This window comes from Aquincola tertiaricarbonis, from assembly GCF_023573145.1.
Taxonomy (GTDB): domain Bacteria; phylum Pseudomonadota; class Gammaproteobacteria; order Burkholderiales; family Burkholderiaceae_C; genus Aquincola; species Aquincola tertiaricarbonis_B.
In genome coordinates this window covers 26191-40839 of sequence record NZ_CP097636.1, presented here as the reverse complement: position 1 = coordinate 40839, position 14649 = coordinate 26191, and the positions used below count along the sequence as shown (strand labels likewise).

15 protein-coding genes, 2 pseudogenes and 2 riboswitches are annotated in these 14649 nt (G+C 69.7%); of the genes and pseudogenes, 5 read left to right on the top strand and 12 right to left on the bottom strand.

Going from position 1 to position 14649, the window contains the following annotated elements:
• Nucleotides 1–12 precede the first annotated feature (12 nt).
• From MW290_RS14460 to MW290_RS14440, 5 genes and pseudogenes are all read right to left on the bottom strand, one after another.
• Nucleotides 13–516, bottom strand: a complete 504-nt coding sequence (locus MW290_RS14460) for a Spy/CpxP family protein refolding chaperone (protein ID WP_250198425.1) — start codon at nucleotides 514–516, stop codon at nucleotides 13–15.
• A gap of 165 nt (nucleotides 517–681) precedes the next feature.
• Complete coding sequence (locus MW290_RS14455) at nucleotides 682–1311, bottom strand: flavin reductase family protein (RefSeq protein WP_250198424.1); 630 nt, start codon at nucleotides 1309–1311, stop codon at nucleotides 682–684.
• A gap of 2 nt (nucleotides 1312–1313) precedes the next feature.
• Nucleotides 1314–1841 carry a gamma carbonic anhydrase family protein gene (locus MW290_RS14450; RefSeq protein ID WP_250198423.1) on the bottom strand — a complete coding sequence of 176 codons (528 nt, stop codon included), beginning with the start codon at nucleotides 1839–1841 and terminating at the stop codon, nucleotides 1314–1316.
• 54 nt (nucleotides 1842–1895) lie between these two features.
• A pseudogene (locus MW290_RS14445) lies at nucleotides 1896–3113 on the bottom strand (CaiB/BaiF CoA transferase family protein); the annotation flags it as partial.
• Nucleotides 3093–4039: pseudogene (locus MW290_RS14440) on the bottom strand (hydroxymethylglutaryl-CoA lyase); the annotation flags it as partial. The pseudogenes MW290_RS14445 and MW290_RS14440, both read right to left, overlap by 21 nt.
• Nucleotides 4040–4110: 71 nt before the next feature.
• Between MW290_RS14440 and MW290_RS14435 the strand changes: the two are divergent.
• Nucleotides 4111–4833, top strand: coding sequence for an IclR family transcriptional regulator (locus MW290_RS14435; RefSeq protein ID WP_250198422.1), 723 nt, complete (start codon nucleotides 4111–4113; stop codon nucleotides 4831–4833).
• 3 nt (nucleotides 4834–4836) lie between these two features.
• On the opposite strand, the gene serA is transcribed toward MW290_RS14435, so the two are convergent.
• The 3 genes from serA to MW290_RS14420 all read right to left on the bottom strand — a co-directional run bounded on the left by serA (nucleotide 4837) and on the right by MW290_RS14420 (nucleotide 7382).
• The gene (serA, locus tag MW290_RS14430) at nucleotides 4837–6069 is read right to left on the bottom strand and encodes a phosphoglycerate dehydrogenase (protein ID WP_250198421.1); all 1233 of its coding nucleotides are present in this window, start codon (nucleotides 6067–6069) and stop codon (nucleotides 4837–4839) included.
• Between the two features lie 73 nt (nucleotides 6070–6142).
• Complete coding sequence (locus MW290_RS14425; protein ID WP_250198420.1) at nucleotides 6143–6898, bottom strand: SDR family NAD(P)-dependent oxidoreductase; 756 nt, start codon at nucleotides 6896–6898, stop codon at nucleotides 6143–6145.
• A 40-nt stretch (nucleotides 6899–6938) separates the two neighbouring features.
• Nucleotides 6939–7382 (bottom strand): MarR family winged helix-turn-helix transcriptional regulator, encoded by a 444-nt coding sequence (locus MW290_RS14420; RefSeq protein ID WP_250198419.1) that lies wholly within the window; start codon nucleotides 7380–7382, stop codon nucleotides 6939–6941.
• A 126-nt stretch (nucleotides 7383–7508) separates the two neighbouring features.
• Here MW290_RS14420 and MW290_RS14415 point away from each other — a divergent pair, with 126 nt between their 5' ends.
• Nucleotides 7509–8726: a Bcr/CflA family multidrug efflux MFS transporter gene (locus tag MW290_RS14415; RefSeq protein WP_250198418.1), complete on the top strand. Its 1218-nt coding sequence runs from the start codon at nucleotides 7509–7511 to the stop codon at nucleotides 8724–8726.
• A 2-nt stretch (nucleotides 8727–8728) separates the two neighbouring features.
• Here MW290_RS14415 and MW290_RS14410 read toward each other — a convergent pair whose 3' ends face one another.
• A complete protein-coding gene (locus MW290_RS14410; protein WP_250198417.1) occupies nucleotides 8729–10021 on the bottom strand; it encodes a D-amino acid dehydrogenase in 1293 nt (430 codons plus the stop codon).
• A gap of 62 nt (nucleotides 10022–10083) precedes the next feature.
• Nucleotides 10084–10195: riboswitch (glycine riboswitch) on the bottom strand.
• A riboswitch (glycine riboswitch) is annotated at nucleotides 10196–10285 on the bottom strand. It lies immediately after the preceding riboswitch.
• Between MW290_RS14410 and MW290_RS14405 the strand changes: the two genes are divergently transcribed.
• Nucleotides 10251–10913, top strand: a complete 663-nt coding sequence (locus tag MW290_RS14405; RefSeq protein ID WP_510532250.1) for a LapA family protein — start codon at nucleotides 10251–10253, stop codon at nucleotides 10911–10913. Its footprint overlaps the riboswitch before it by 35 nt.
• A gap of 7 nt (nucleotides 10914–10920) precedes the next feature.
• Here MW290_RS14405 and MW290_RS14400 read toward each other — a convergent pair whose 3' ends face one another.
• Complete coding sequence (locus tag MW290_RS14400; protein ID WP_250198415.1) at nucleotides 10921–11421, bottom strand: MaoC family dehydratase; 501 nt, start codon at nucleotides 11419–11421, stop codon at nucleotides 10921–10923.
• A gap of 71 nt (nucleotides 11422–11492) precedes the next feature.
• Between MW290_RS14400 and MW290_RS14395 the strand changes: the two genes are divergently transcribed.
• Both MW290_RS14395 and MW290_RS14390 read left to right on the top strand, forming a co-directional pair.
• Nucleotides 11493–12071 (top strand): NnrU family protein, encoded by a 579-nt coding sequence (locus tag MW290_RS14395; RefSeq protein WP_250198414.1) that lies wholly within the window; start codon nucleotides 11493–11495, stop codon nucleotides 12069–12071.
• A complete protein-coding gene (locus tag MW290_RS14390) occupies nucleotides 12068–12907 on the top strand; it encodes an alpha/beta hydrolase (protein WP_250198413.1) in 840 nt (279 codons plus the stop codon). The genes MW290_RS14395 and MW290_RS14390 overlap by 4 nt, the downstream gene beginning before the upstream one ends.
• Here the strand turns inward: MW290_RS14390 and MW290_RS14385 are convergent.
• Both MW290_RS14385 and MW290_RS14380 read right to left on the bottom strand, forming a co-directional pair.
• Nucleotides 12888–13532, bottom strand: a complete 645-nt coding sequence (locus MW290_RS14385; RefSeq protein WP_250198412.1) for a phosphatase PAP2 family protein — start codon at nucleotides 13530–13532, stop codon at nucleotides 12888–12890. The two genes, MW290_RS14390 and MW290_RS14385, sit on opposite strands and share 20 nt — an antisense overlap.
• A gap of 68 nt (nucleotides 13533–13600) precedes the next feature.
• Nucleotides 13601–14611, bottom strand: a complete 1011-nt coding sequence (locus tag MW290_RS14380) for an ABC transporter substrate-binding protein (RefSeq protein ID WP_250198411.1) — start codon at nucleotides 14609–14611, stop codon at nucleotides 13601–13603.
• Nucleotides 14612–14649: the final 38 nt, after the last annotated feature.

The window sequence follows — 14649 nt, the reverse complement described above, 5'->3', positions numbered from 1 at the left end:
CCATTGTCGCGATCAGCTGCGCGGGCCGCGCTCGCCATGGTGGCCCCGCGGACCGCCGCGGCGGTTCAGGAAGTCGCGCACCTGCTGCTGCTGCTCGGGCCGCAGGCTGTCGTAGAAGTCGCCCATCGCGTTGATGAGCTGCGGGCCGCTGGTCTGCAGGGCCTGCGTCTTCTGCTGCAGCAGCACCTGGGCGCGGTTGCGGTCGAAGCTGTTGCCGCTGATCAGCGACTGCAGCTCGGCGCGCGGGCCGCCGGCAGCCCCGCCCATGGCCTCGCGCTGGGCCTTCATCGTGGCGGCCAGGGTGTCGAGCTTGGCCTTCTGCGCCGCGTCCAGCTGCAGGCGGCTGGCGATGCGCTCCAGCATCTTCGCCTGGTGCGCGGCGCGTTCTTCAGGGCTGTGCTGGCCCCAGCCGGGGCGGCCCGGCTCGCCGTTGGCGGCCGCGAAGGCCGACAGGCCACCGAGGAGGACCGAAGCGCCGAGCACGCCGGCCAGAGTACGTTGGATCCAGACTTTCATCGTGGGCTTTCCATCAGGGGTTGCGATGGAAGCCATGGTGCCGGCGGCGCTGCGGCCGGTCCTCTCGCCACGGTATCGGCGCGTTTCGTTTCTTTTCACCGATGAAGTTGCGTGCCCGCGGGCCCGGCCTGCGTGAAGCCGGACCCTCGGTTCACTTCAGCGCAGTCACTTCGGCCGCCGCATCTTGAAGAGCGCCTCGGGCGTGATCTCGAAGTAGTCGGCCGGGCCGCCGCCGCGCAGGATGGGGCGGGCGGCGGCGGTGTCGTACACGCCGCCCACCAGCAGCGACTTGTCGATGTGCACGGCCACCACCTCGCCCAGCACCAGCCAGGTGTCCACCGGCGTGGCGTCCACCGTCTGCAGCCGCACGATCTGCGTGACCTTGCACTCGAAGTTCACCGGGCTCTCGGCCACGTGCGGCACGCTGATGAGGGTGGAGGCGCGCGGCGTCAGCCCGGCCAGCTCGAACTCGCTCACCTCGGGCGGCACGGCAGCGCAGGTGGCGTTCATGGCCTCGGCCAGCGGGCGCGTGGCCAGGTTCCAGGTGAACAGGCGCGTGCGCTCGGCGTTGCGCACCGAATCCTTGTAGCCGATGCTGCTGAAGCCGACGATGGGCGGCGTGTAGTTGAAGGCGTTGAAGAAGCTGTACGGCGCCAGGTTGAGCCGCCCTGCCTCGTCGTGCGTGGCCACCCAGCCGATGGGGCGCGGGCCGACGATGGCATTGAACGGATCGTGCGGCAGGCCATGGCCCAGCCGCGGCTCGTAGCTGTGGATGTGGTCGGGCAGCGCAGCCATCTTCAACCCACCTTCTTCAGGCCGCGCGCAAAGCGCTGGCCGTTGCCCACGTAGTGCGAGGCGCTGCGTTGCAGGCCGGCGATCTGCTCGGGCGAAAGCTCGCGCACCACCTTGGCGGGGCTGCCGAGGATCATCGAGCCGTCGGGAAATTCCTTGCCTTCGGTGACCAGCGAGCCGGCGCCTACCAGGCAGTGCTTGCCGATGCGCGCGCCGTTGAGCACCACCGCGCCGATGCCCACCAGCGAGCCATCGCCGATGGTGCAGCCGTGCAGCATCACCATGTGGCCGACGGTCACGTTCTCGCCGATGGTCAGCGGCTTGCCGGGGTCGGCATGCAGCACGCAGCCTTCCTGCACGTTGCTGTTGGCGCCGATGCGCACCGGCTCGGGCTGGTCGCCGCGCACCACGGCGCCGAACCACACGCTGGCGTTGTCGCCCAGCTCCACGTTGCCGATGACCTGGGCACTGTCGGCCACCCAGGCGGTGTCGGCGATGCGGGGGGTCAGGTCGTCCAGTTGATACACGCCCATGCGTTCGTCTCCCTCAGGCTTTGGATGCGACGGATGCTAGCCGGCAGCGGGCAGCAGCACACCGGCCTCGCGCAAGGCCTCGATGTCACCATCGAGATAGCCCAGCTCGTGCAACAGTGCTTCGGTGTGCTGGCCCAGCGCGGGCGGCGGCTGGCGCACGCCCAGGCGCTCACCGCCCAGTGCCAGCGGCAACAGCGCGGTGCGGGTCTCGATCCGGCGGCCGGCGCCGCTGGCATCGGCCGGCAGCGTCACCGGCGCCAGGCCGCCGGTGGCCAGCAGGTGGGGGTCGTCCAGCAGGTCCTGCGGCCGGGTGATGGGCGCATAGGGCAGGCCGTGGCGCTCGAAGGTGGCGGCGATTTCCGCAGCGCTGCGGTCGGCCAGGTGCTGGCGCAGCTGCGGCAGCAGCCAGCTGCGCGCGGCCACCCGCAGGTTGTTGCTGGCCAGGCGCGGGTCGGCCTTGAGCGCCGGCAGCGCAAAGGCGTCGCAGAACAGCGCCCACTGCGTGTCGCTGACCACCGCCAGGAAGATCTGCTCGCCGCCGGCCACGGTGAACACGTCGTACACCGCCCAGGCCGAGATGCGGCTGGGCATGGGCGCGGCGGCCTGGCCGGTGACGGCGAACTGCATCATGTGCTGCGCCACCAGGAACACGTTGTTCTCGAACAGCGCGCTCTGCACCTCCTGGCCGCGGCCGGTGCGCTCACGCTGGGCCAGTGCGGCCATCGCGCCGATGGCGCCGAACATGCCGCCCATGATGTCGTTGACGCTGGTGCCCGCGCGCAGCGGCCGGCCTTCGGGGCCGGTCATGTAGGCCAGGCCCCCCATCATCTGCACCACTTCGTCCAGCGCGGTGCGGTGCTCGTACGGGCCTGGCAAAAAGCCCTTGTGGCTGACGTAGACCAGCCGTGGGTTGAGCTGCGACAGCGCCGAGTAGCCCAGGCCCAGCTTGTCCATGGTGCCAGGCTTGAAGTTCTCGCTGAACACGTCGGCCGTGCCCACCAACCGCAGCACCAGCTCGCGGCCGCGCGCGTCCTTCACGTCCACCGCCAGGCTCTTCTTGTTGCGGTTGAACACCGAGAAGAAGCCGGCGCCCGAGCCCACCAGGCGACGCGTGGCATCGCCCTGCAAGGGCTCCACCTTGATGACCTCGGCGCCCAGGTCACCCAGCACCAGGCCACAGGTGGGGCCCATCACCATGTGGGTGAACTCGACGACGCGGGTGCCTTGGTAGGGCAGCTCGCGCTGCGCGGTGTCTGGCGTCGGTGCACTCATCGCGCCACCTCGCCCGTGGCGACGAAACCTTTGGGCAGGCCGGCATCGGGCACATGGCCGTACAGCGGTTCATCAGGCAGGCCTTCACGCAGCAGCCTGCGGGCCTGCAGCAGCGCCGGCAGATCGATGCCGGTGCGGTGGCCCATGGCCTGCAGCATCCACACCAGGTCTTCGGTGACGATGTTGCCGCTGGCGCCGGGCGCGTAAGGGCAGCCGCCGATGCCGCCCTGGCTGGCGTCGAAGGTGGTGACGCCCGCTTCCAGCGCCGCCACCACGTTGGCCAGGCCCTGGCCGCGGGTGTTGTGGAAGTGCGCGCCGCCCGCGCGCTCGCCCAGCTCGGCCTGCAGCCGGGTGAACAGGCGCCGCACCTGCACCGGCTCGGCATAACCGCTGGTGTCCGACAGGCCCACCTCGTCCACGCCCAGCGCGGCCATCGTCGTGGCCATGCGCAGCGTCTCGTCGTCGCTCACGGCGCCGGCCAGCGTGCAGCCGAAGGCCACCGACAGACCGGCCTCCAGCGCGATGTGCGGGTAGCGCTCGTTGCGCAGCGCCACCACGTTGCGCACCTCGTCGGCCATCTGCGCATGGGTCTTGCGCACGTTGGCCAGCGAATGGGCTTCGGTCACCGACACCGGCAGCGTGAGCTTGTGCACGCCGGCTTCGAAGGCGGCCTGTGCGCCGCGGAAGTTGGGCGCCAGCGCCGCCACCCGCAGGCCAGGCAGCGTGAGGGCCTGGGCCACCACCTGCTGGATGTCGGCCATCTGCGGCAGCAGTTTGGCGGGCACGAAGGAGCCGACCTCGATCTCGGCCACGCCGGCAGCGGCCAGCGCCGCGATCCAGCGGTGCTTGGCCGCGGTGGGCATCACGGTGGTGATGCTTTGCAGGCCGTCGCGCGGGCCCACTTCGCTGATCAACAAGGTTGCCATGGGAATCTCGCGCTCCGGCTGCAAGTTCTGTAAGATAGAACGATCGTTCGTACAACAGAATTCTAATCCGGATGCCCCGCAAAGCCGCCACCGCCTCCCTGGCCGACCAGCATGCCGCCCCCGGCGGCGCTGCCGCGGTCGATCGCGCACTGTCGCTGCTGGGCTGCTTTCGGGCGGGGGAGGCGGGGCTCTCGCTGGCCGAGCTGGCCGAACGCAGCCAGCTCTACAAGAGCACCGCGCTGCGGCTGCTGGCTTCGCTGGCGCATGCGCAGCTGGTGGCGCGCAGCGCCGATGGCCGCTATGCGCTGGGCCCCGGCGTGGCGCGGCTGCATGCGGTGTACCTGTCGTCGTTCTCGCTGCAGGCGCTGGTGCTGCCGGTGCTGCAGCAGCTGGTGGCGCACACCCAGGAAAGCGCGGCCTTCCACGTGCGGCAGGGCGACCAGCGCCTGTGCCTGTACCGGGTGGATTCACCGCAGGTGCTGCGCGACCACACCAAGGCCGGCGACCTGCTGCCGCTGGACAAGGGCGTCGGCGGGCGGGTGCTGCTGGCCTTTGCCGGCCAGCGCGGCCGGGTGTATGAACAGATCCGCCGTGAAGGCGTGTGCGCGCTGTCGGGCGACCGCACGGCCGAGCTGTCGGGGATCTCGGCGCCGGTGTTCGGCGCCTCGGGTGAGCTGGTGGGCGCGCTCACGCTCACCATGCCCACGCCGCGCTACCGGCCGGCCACGCAGCGGCCGGCGGTGCAGGCAGCGGCAGCGCAGCTCAGTGCTGCGCTGGGGTATGTGGAAGACTGAAAGTCAGTAGAGGACTCGGCAGCGGATCGTGCCGGGCACGCCGCACAGTTGCGACAGCGCGGCGTCGCTGGTGGTGCTGTCGACGTCGATCACCACATAGCCCACGTCGTCGTTGGTGCGCAGGTACTGCGCGGCGATGTTGATGCCGGCCTGCGAGAAGCGCTCGTTCACGTGCGCCAGCACGCCCGGCACGTTGCGGTGGATGTGCAGCAGGCGGCTGCGGCCGGTGTGCTCGGGCAGCGCCACCTCGGGGAAGTTGACCGCCGACACCGTGGAGCCGTTGTTGCTGTAGCGGATGAGCTTGGCCGCCACTTCGCGGCCGATGTTGGCCTGCGCCTCGGCGGTGCTGCCGCCGATGTGCGGTGTCAGCAGCACGTTCTCGAAGCGCGTGAGCGGCGACTCGAACACCGCGTCGTTGCCCTTGGGCTCGACCGGGAACACGTCGATGGCGGCGCCGCCGATGTGCTTGCGCTCCAGCGCGTCGGCCAGCGCATCGATGTCCACCACCGTACCGCGCGAGGCATTGATCAGGTGCGCGCCCGGCTTCATCTTCGCCAGCTGCTCGGCGCCGATCAGGTTGACGGTGGAAGGCAGCTCGGGCACGTGCAGCGTGACCACGTCGGCACCCGCCAGCAGCTCGTCCAGCGACGCCACCTGGCTGGCGTTGCCCAGCGTCAGCTTGGCCTCGATGTCGTGGAAGATGACCCGCATGCCCAGCTGCTCGGCCAGCACGCCGATCTGGGTGCCGATGTGGCCGTAGCCCACGATGCCCAGCGTCTTGCCACGCACCTCGTAGGAGCCGGCGGCGCTCTTGTCCCAGCCACCGCGGTGCTGCAGCGCGTTCTTCTGCGGAATGCCACGCATCAGCATGATGACCTCGGCCAGCACCAGCTCGGCCACGCTGCGGGTGTTGCTGAACGGCGCGTTGAACACCGGGATGCCCAGGTGCATGGCCGCCGCTAGGTCGACCTGGTTGGTGCCGATGCAAAAGCAGCCCACCGCCGCCAGCTTGGGCGCCTGCTGCAGCACCTCAGCCGTGAGCTGGGTGCGCGAGCGGATGCCCAGGAAGTGCGCGTCGTGGATGGCTTCGACCAGCGCGTCGCCCGTCAAGGCCTTGGGCGAGGTGACGATCTGCGTGTAGCCGTCGGCCTGCAGCGCATCCACCGCGGTGGCGTGGATGCCTTCGAGCAGCACGAACTTGAGCTTGTCCTTGGCGACGGAAAGGCGCTGTGTCATCTTGTTCTGGCAGTTGGAAGCAGTCCGACCATTGTGGCAACCGCCGTTGCCTGTCACGGCGGTGGGGCCATGATCAGGCTTGGCCTCGTTTGATCTGCAGCGGCCCGAACGACTGGCAGTTGGGCATCATCGAGATCGCGTTGATGGTGACGTGCGGCGGCCGGCTGGCCAGCCAGTGCACGGTGTCGGCAATGTCCTCGGCCGTCAGCGGCTGGGTGCCGGCGTACACGCTGGCGGCCTTCTGGTCGTCGCCATGGAAGCGCACGTTGGAAAACTCGGTGCCGCCCACCAGGCCCGGCTCCACGCAGCTGGCCCGCACGCCGGTGCCGATCAGGTCGGCATTCAGGTTGTGGGTGAACTGGTGCACGAAGGCCTTGGTGGCGCCGTACACATTGCCGCCGGGGTAGGGCACCTCACCGGCGATGGAGCCGATGTTGATGACCGTGCCGCGGCCCCGGGCCACCATGCCCGGCACGATGGCCCGGGTGACGTTGACCAGGCCCGCGCAGTTGGTGGCGATCATGCGCTCCCAGTCGTCGATGTCGGCCTGGTGGGCCGGCGACAGGCCCAGCGCCAGCCCGGCGTTGTTGACCAGCACGTCCACCTCGGCGAACGGGGCGGGCAGGGCGGCCAGCGCCGCGGCGGCGGCCGGGCGATCGGTCACGTCCAGTGCCAGCGGCAGCACGCGGCCGGGGTGCTGCTCGGCCAGCGCCTGCAGCCGGTCCAGCCGGCGCGCGGCAGCAATGACATGGGCGCCATCGGCCAGAAAGCGCTGGGCGATGGCAAGTCCGAAGCCGGCGCTGGCGCCGGTGACGAGAACGGTGGTCATGCAGCAGATCCTTGTTCGGGGGATCCGCCACTGTAGAGCCTCAATCAGCGCTTGGCAGCCGCGCCGCCATCCGGCCCAGCAGGCGCGTCAGCGTGGCCTGCTCCTCGGCGCTGAGGTCGGCCGCCAGCGTGGCCGCCAGGCGCTTGCGCTGGCGCTGCATCTGGCGGTGCGCGGCCTTGCCGGCGTCGGTGAGCGTGAGGCGCCAGCGGCGGCCGTCCGCCGCGTCGGGCGCGCGCTGCAGCAGCCCGGCCTCCACCAGCCGCGCGGCCATGCGGGTGACCTGCGCCTTGTCGCGCCCGGTCACCTGCGCCAGCTGTTGCTGCGAGCAGCCCTCGCCCTCGGCCACCACGGCCATCAGCCACAGGTCCAGCGGGCTGGCGGCAATGCCCTGCTCGTCCAGCACCCGCTGCATCCAGCCTCGGTAGCCGTTGAACACGTCGATCACCGGCTGCAGCAGATCGTCTTCCGGGCGGGGGGCGGGCATGGAGGTCTCCGGGGTTCTGGTCTTGTCGAACGATGATACGGCGAATTTGGTTGATTGCATCAACCATTTATCGCTAAGATGGCCAGCTTCGCCCCACCCGTCGCGCCGGCCGCGGCGCTCACCATCATGTCCACATCCACCGCCGGCGCGCTGCCGGCCGCCCGGGCGCCGCTGTCGCTCATCCTCGTGCTGGGCGGGCTGGCCGCCTTTGCGCCGCTGTCCATCGACCTGTACCTGCCCGCGTTCCCGGCCATCGCGGCCGACCTGGGCGTGCCGGCCGGCCAGGTGCAGTACACGCTGGCAGCCTACTTCCTGGGCATGGCACTGGGCCAGGCGGTGCACGGCCCGCTGGCCGACCGTTTCGGCCGCAAGCCACCGCTGTATGCCGGGCTGGCGCTGTACCTGCTCGCCTCCATCGGCTGCGCGCTGGCCACCGACGTGGCGGTGCTCACCGCGCTGCGCTTCGTGCAGGCGCTGGGCGGCTGCGTGTGCATGGTGGTGCCGCTGGCGATGGTGCGCGACCAGTTCGACCCGCAGACATCCGCCCGTGTGCTTTCGCGGCTGATGCTGGTGATGGGCATGGCGCCGATGCTGGCGCCGCTGGCCGGCTCGGCGGTACTGGCCGCCGCCGGCTGGCGGATGATGTTCTGGATCCTCGCCGCCTGCGGCGCAGCCGGCCTGCTGGCCTGCGCGCTGGTGCTGCCTGAATCGCTGCCGCCGGCTCGCCGCCGCCCCACTTCACCCCTGAAGGCGCTGCGCACCTATGCGGGCCTGGGCCGCGACCGCCGCTTCCTGGGCCATGCGCTGGCCATGGGGCTGGGCAGCGCGGGCATGTTCGCCTACATCGCGGCGTCGCCCTTCGTGCTGATCCAGCTGCACGGGCTGTCGCCGCAGGCCTACAGCCTGGTGTTCGGTGCCAATGCGCTCGGGCTGGTGGCGGCCTCGCAGCTCAACCACCGCTGGCTGAAGCAGCTGGCCGCGCCGGTGCTGCTGCAACGTGCGCTGTGGTGGACCGCCGCGGCCGGCCTGCTGGTGCTGGCGGTGGCCTTGCTGGCCGGCCACTGGCCGGCGGTGGCGCTGCCGGGCACGCTGCTGGGGCTGTTCCTCTTCGTCGGCTCGCTGGGCTTCGTCAATGCCAATGCAGCCGCGGGCGCGATGGCACACCAGGGCCACCAGGCCGGCAGCGCCTCGGCGCTGATGGGCACGCTGCAGTTCACGCTGGCCAGCCTGGCCGGGGCCGCCGTCGGCCTGCTGAACGACGGCAGCGCCCTGCCCATGGGCTTGGCGATGGCGCTGGCCGGCGTGTTGGCGCTGCTGTGCTACCGCACCTTCGGGCGCGACTGAAGTCAAGCTGCAGCCAGCTGACCTTCGAGGCCGGTCTTCGGCAGGCCGCAGAAGGCGAAGTCCAGCTCGGGCACGCGGCCGCTGACGATGTCGGCGATCGCGCGGCCGGAGCCGCACGAATGCGTCCAGCCCAGCGTGCCGTGGCCGGTGTTGAGGAACAGGTTGCCGATCTTCGAGCGGCCGATGTAGGGCACGTTGGACGGCGTGGCCGGGCGCAGCCCGGTCCAGAAACGGGCGCCCTGGCCGTCGGTCATCTGCGGGAACAGCTCGCGCGTGCGGCGCACGATGGCTTCGCAGCGCACTAGGTTGAGCGCGGTGTCGTAGCCGTTCAGCTCGGCCGTGCCGGCGATGCGCAGCCGGTCACCCAGGCGCGAGAACACCAGCTTGTACTCGTCGTCGGTGAGCGAGACGTTGTACGAATGGGCCGGGTCGATCACCGGCAGCGTGACCGAGTAGCCCTTGGCCGGGTAGATGCGCAGCGTGATGCCCAGCTGCCGCGCGAAGGCCGCGCTGTACGAACCCATGCACAGCACGAAGGCGTCGGCCGACTCGCGCCGCACCACGCCGTCGGCATCGGCCACCTGCACCGCCTGCAGCCGGTCGCCGTCGCGCTCCAGACCCACGATGCGGGTGTTGTTGAGAAAGCGCACCCCGGCGGCCTGCGCATGCCGCGCCAGCCCCTGGGTGAAGGCGTGGGCGTCGCCCGACTCGTCGCTGGGCGTCATGCTGCCGCCGACGATGCGGTCACGGCACTGGGCCAGCGCCGGCTCGATCTGCACGCATTCGTCGGCCGTCTTCATGTCCAGCTCGCAGCCGTGTTCGCGCATCACGCGGGCCGGCTCCTGCGCGGCATCGAACTCCTGCTGGCTGGTGTAGAAGTGCAGGATGCCCTTGGTGAGATGGTCGTAGGGCAGGTTGAGCTGGCCGCGCAGCTGCTGCAGCGTGCTGCGGCTGTACAGGCCCAGGTTGACGATCTGGCGGATGTTGTGGCGGGTGCGGGCCGGCGTGCATTCGCGCAGGAACTGCAGGCCCCACAGCCATTGCTGCGCATCGGGCCGCAGTCGGAACAGCAGCGGTGCGTCTTCACGCGCCAGCCACTTGAGCACCTTCATCGGCGCGCCGGGGTTGGCCCACGGCTCGGCGTGCGAGACGGAGATCTGCCCGCCGTTGGCGAAGCTGGTTTCCAGGCCGGCGCCCGGCTGGCGGTCGATCAGGGTGACGTCGTGGCAGGCTTGCTGCAGGAACCAGGCGGAAGTGACGCCGGTGACACCGGCGCCCAGGACGATGACTTTCATGAAGAAGCACCTCAGGCAGAACATGCAATGGGAAGGACGAACGACCCTGTGGGATCGAACGTGCCGCTCCCGCTGTCCTTGGTACCTGAGAGATTCAGCGCCGGCCCCTCACGGGCATGGCGCCTTGCTCCTTCGGTGGAAGCCCGGTGGGCTTCACTCTCCAGCGTCGGCCAATCAACAGATCCAGTACGGTGCCTGAGCGTGCATGGGAGGTTGCGCCTTCGGCGGCATGCCGCGGGGCATGCGCTCTCCTGAATCTGCGCGCAGTTTAACGGCGGAATCGACGGGTGGTTGTCCGACAGGCGCAACACCGTGCTGCGGCGACACTCGGAGCCCGGCAGCCGCGAAGCGGCGCGCCCGACTGCACAAGGAGAAGACCATGAGTCGCACATTGCTCGTGCTGGCCGTGCTGGTGCTCACCGGCGGCTTTGCGCTGTTGAACTGGACGGCTTTTGCCACCCCCACGCCGCTGTACCTGGGCTTCACCACGGTGGAAGCACCGCTGGGCCTGATCATGCTGTGCCTGGTGGCCCTGCTGAGCGTGGTGTTCGTGATCTGGGCCATCTCGCTGCAGGCCACGCTGCTGATGGAACAGCGCCGCCTGAACAAGGACCTGCAGGCCCAGCGCCAGCTGGCCGACACCGCCGAAGCCTCGCGCTTCACCGAGCTGCGCAGCTTCATTGCGGCCGAGACGCTGCGCATCGCGCAATCGAGCGAGCAAACCCGCGCCGCCCTGGTACAGCGCATGGAACAGCTGGAAGACCGCCAGCGCCTGGCCTTCGAGCAGAACGCCAATGCGATCGCGGCGACCCTGGGCGAGCTGGAAGACCGGCTGGAACGGGGCCAGCCCGCCGGCGGCATGGCCCTGACGGCCGACCGCTCCCGTTTCTAAGCGCTGGCTAGGCGCCTGCTGCCTCCAACGCAGCTCGGCGCCCGAACATCGCCCAGCCTTCCATGGTCAGCACGGGCTCGCCGTGCTGGTTGCGCGCCTCCCAGCGGGAGCGCACCAGGCCCACATGCGGCTTGCTGGCCATGGGGCGGGCTTCCAGCACTTCCAGGCGCACGCTCAGCACGTCGTCCACGTACACCGGCTTGAGCCAGCGCAGGTTCTCGATGCCGGGCGAGCCCAGGCTGCTGCTGTCCAGCACGTACTCGTCGCACATCATGCGCATCACCATCGCGCAGGTGTGCCAGCCGCTGGCGCACAGCCGGCCAAACAGCGACCGGGCCGCGCCTTCGTCGCTGAGGTGGAAGGGCTGCGGGTCGAACTGCCGCGCGAAATCGATGATCTCGTCGTGCATCACCCGCTTGGCGCCGAACTGGCGCACGCGGCCCACCGGAAAGTCTTCCCAGTAGTAGCGCTTGTCGGCCGGCACGGCTGCGCTGGGTCCCTCGCTCATCGTTGCTCCCGTGGTTGGTGTTGAACGGTGAGAATGCCGCCATTCGTCCTCACGCGCACAGCGCCATCGCCATGACCGCCTTGATCGCCGGACTGCTGCTGTTCCTCGGCCTTCATTCCACCCGCATCTTCGCCGAGGGCTTTCGCCAGCGGCAGATGGCGCGGCTGGGCCTCAACGGCTGGAAGGCGGTCTACTCCATCGTCTCGCTGGTGGGCTTCGTGCTCATCGTCTGGGGCTATGGTCAGGCCCGGCTCGACCCGGTGCTGATCTGGGAGCCGCCGCGCGGCATGCGCCATGCAGCGGCGCTGCTCACGCTGTTCGCATTCGTACTGCTGGCCGCTGCCTACGTGCCGCGCAACCAGATCAAGGCCAGGCTGCACCACCCCATGGTGCTGGCGGTCAAGGTATGGGCCTTCGCCCACCTGCTGGCCAACGGCATGCTGGCCGACGTGCTGCTCTTCGGCAGCTTCCTGCTGTGGTCCATCGTGCTGTTCGCCGCCTCGCGCCGGCGCGACCGCCGCGAAGGCACCGTGTACCCGCCCGGCACGCTGGCCGGCACCGCCATCACCGTGGTGGTGGGCGTGGCGGCCTGGCTGCTGTTCCTGTTCAAGCTGCACGTCTGGTTGATCGGCGTGTCGCCGATGCAATGAGGCGCGGCTTCTGGCGCCAGGCGCTGCTGGGCCTGGCGGCGCTGGCGCTGTCCGTGTATGCCGCGCTGCTGGGTTGGCTGTGGTGGCAGCAGGAGTCGCTGATCTTCCGCCCCACGCCACTGCCGGCCGACTACCGCTACACGCTGCCGGCCGATGCGCACGAGGTGTTCATCGACGTACCCGGCGCGCGGCTGCATGGCCTGCAGCTGCAGCGGCCCGGCGCACGCGGGCTGGTGTTCTTCCTGCACGGCAACGCGGGCAACCTGGAGCGCTGGTTCGTCGACCTCGACTTCTACCGGTCGCTGAACTACGACGTCTTCATGCTGGACTACCGCGGCTTCGGCAAGAGCAGCGGCCAGGTGGCCAGCCAGGCCCAGCTGCAGGCCGACGTGCGCGCCGCCTGGGACCAGGTGGCGCCGGCCTATGCGGGCCGGCGCATCGTGCTGCTGGGCCGGTCGCTGGGCACCGGCCTGGCGGCCGAACTGGCGGCCAGCCTGCCTGCGGCGCAACGGCCCGACCTGCTGCTGCTGGTGTCACCCTACCGCAGCATGGTGGCGATGGCCGCCGAGCAGTACCCCTACGTGCCCAGCCCGCTGCTGCGCTACCCGCTGCGCACCGACCAGGCGCTGCAGCAACTGGCCGGCAGCGGCTTGCGGGTGCTGCTGGTGCACGGCGATCGCGACCGCCTGATTCCGCTGGCCCACAGCCAGGCGCTGCTGCGGCTGCTGCCCGGGGCCACGCTGCACACGGTGGCGGGGGGCGGCCATGGCGACCTGCAGGCGTTCGACGACTACGAGCGCACGCTGCGCAGCGCCATCAAGGCGTTGGACCGTTGAGGCGCCGCCAGTCGCGGTGCATGTGCCAGCGGGTGTAAGGCTCGGGCGCACCCGACAGCTGCACCGACAGCCGCGTCACCCAGTCGTGCGTGCGTGAGGGCGGCGCGCTGGCCACGGCCACCGCCAGCCACACGCCCACGATGAGCACCAGCTTCTTGGGCGCGCTCACCGGCGGCAGCTGCACCCAGCGCAGGGCCAGCAGGCTGGACGTGGCGCCCAGCAGGAAGCCGGCCCAGCTTTCCGACGGCGAATGCGCATGCACCTTGACGCGTGAGACCGCCACCAGCGCGGCCAGCGCCAGGCCCAGCAACACCGCCGGCGCATGCCAGCGCGGATGGGCGGCGCCCACCGTCTCACGGGCCAGCAGCGGCAGGATGGCGGCCGAGAACATCGCATGGCCCGAGATGCCGGTGAAATCGAGCGGCGCATAGCCCACGCCATAGCCGATGAAGGCGATCTTGGTGGCGGTGGTGAGCAGCGCCGCCACCGCGGTGGTGGACAGCCACACCAGCGCCACGCGCGGCGCCTGTGCACGCAGGGCCAGCCAGGCGGTGACGGCCAGCAACGCGGGCAGCAGCAGCTGCGCTTCGCCCAGGCGGGTGACGGTGTGCCAGAACAGATACATCGTGAGGACGGGGCAGCAATGACAAGGCCGGCATGCAGCCGGCCCTGGAGATGGGTAGAAACCCGAGCTTACTTGCCGCCGAGCTGCTTCTTCAGGTCAAGACCCACGCCTTTGTTGACGAATTGCATCGTGGCCACCTTGCTCAGGTCGACCTCACCCGGCTTGTACAGGCCCGCCTTGACCATCTTGTCGTAGAAGTCCTTGACCCGTTCTGGCTTCATCGCGCCGATGCCCAGCGTGGTGGCGTCGCCCGAATCGACGATGCCCAGGCCCTTCATCAGTGCCACCGACTTGTCCAGCAGCTCGTCGGTCATCTCGGGGTTGTCGCGCTTGATCAACGCGTCGGCGCGGCGGCGATCGCCGTAGAGGTAGCTCACCCAGCCCAGCACCGAGGCATTGACGAAGCTGCGCACCAGCTCGGGGTCGGTCTTGACCATCTCGGTCCGCGCCTCGATGGTGGTGCTGTAGGTGCTGTAGCCGTGGTCGGCCAGCAGGAAGGTCATCGGCTTGAAGCCGCCCTGCTTCTCGATGGAGATGGGTTCTTCCACCGCATAACCCTGCTGGATGCTCTTCTTGTCGGCCAGGAAGGGGCCCAGGTTGTAGTTGTAGGGCTTGAGGTTTTCGTCCTTGAAGCCGTACTCGGCCTTCAGCCAGCTCCACCACGAGAACTGCGCGTCCTTGGCGATGAAGGCGGTGGGCGCGGTCTTCAGGTCGGCGAACTGCCTGTAGCCCTGGTCGGGGTGGGCGAACAGCGCCTGCGGATCCTTCTGGAACATCGAGGCCACGACGATCACCGGCACGCCGTTCTTGGCGTTGTCGAAGCTGTGCAGCAGGTTGCCGGTCATCAGGAAGTCGATCTTGCCGGCCGGCAGCAGCGGCCGGTTGTTGACCTGCGGCCCGCCCTGGCGGATCTCCACGTCCAGACCCATCTTCTTGTAGGTGCCGTCGGCCAGCGCCTGGTAGAAGCCGCCGTGTGCGGCCTGCGCCTTCCAGTTGGTGGCGAACACCACCTTGGTCTGCGCCTGCGCGCCCAAGGCAGTGACGACGAGGGCGGCAACAGCGACAGCACGTGAAGGCATGGTGGTGACGGCTTGAAGAGGTGAGGGCGACTATAGCG

Bases quoted from the DNA above. Each gene is read 5' to 3' on its own strand.
- MW290_RS14460 (WP_250198425.1), bottom strand. From the start codon at position 516: ATGAAAGTCTGGATCCAACGTACTCTGGCCGGCGTGCTCGGCGCTTCG.
- MW290_RS14455 (WP_250198424.1), bottom strand. From the start codon at position 1,311: ATGGCTGCGCTGCCCGACCACATCCACAGCTACGAGCCGCGGCTGGGC.
- MW290_RS14450 (WP_250198423.1), bottom strand. From the start codon at position 1,841: ATGGGCGTGTATCAACTGGACGACCTGACCCCCCGCATCGCCGACACC.
- MW290_RS14435 (WP_250198422.1), top strand. From the start codon at position 4,111: ATGCCCCGCAAAGCCGCCACCGCCTCCCTGGCCGACCAGCATGCCGCC.
- serA (WP_250198421.1), bottom strand. From the start codon at position 6,069: ATGACACAGCGCCTTTCCGTCGCCAAGGACAAGCTCAAGTTCGTGCTG.
- MW290_RS14425 (WP_250198420.1), bottom strand. From the start codon at position 6,898: ATGACCACCGTTCTCGTCACCGGCGCCAGCGCCGGCTTCGGACTTGCC.
- MW290_RS14420 (WP_250198419.1), bottom strand. From the start codon at position 7,382: ATGCCCGCCCCCCGCCCGGAAGACGATCTGCTGCAGCCGGTGATCGAC.
- MW290_RS14415 (WP_250198418.1), top strand. From the start codon at position 7,509: ATGTCCACATCCACCGCCGGCGCGCTGCCGGCCGCCCGGGCGCCGCTG.
- MW290_RS14410 (WP_250198417.1), bottom strand. From the start codon at position 10,021: ATGAAAGTCATCGTCCTGGGCGCCGGTGTCACCGGCGTCACTTCCGCC.
- MW290_RS14405 (WP_510532250.1), top strand. From the start codon at position 10,251: ATGCCGCGGGGCATGCGCTCTCCTGAATCTGCGCGCAGTTTAACGGCG.
- MW290_RS14400 (WP_250198415.1), bottom strand. From the start codon at position 11,421: ATGAGCGAGGGACCCAGCGCAGCCGTGCCGGCCGACAAGCGCTACTAC.
- MW290_RS14395 (WP_250198414.1), top strand. From the start codon at position 11,493: ATGACCGCCTTGATCGCCGGACTGCTGCTGTTCCTCGGCCTTCATTCC.
- MW290_RS14390 (WP_250198413.1), top strand. From the start codon at position 12,068: ATGAGGCGCGGCTTCTGGCGCCAGGCGCTGCTGGGCCTGGCGGCGCTG.
- MW290_RS14385 (WP_250198412.1), bottom strand. From the start codon at position 13,532: ATGTATCTGTTCTGGCACACCGTCACCCGCCTGGGCGAAGCGCAGCTG.
- MW290_RS14380 (WP_250198411.1), bottom strand. From the start codon at position 14,611: ATGCCTTCACGTGCTGTCGCTGTTGCCGCCCTCGTCGTCACTGCCTTG.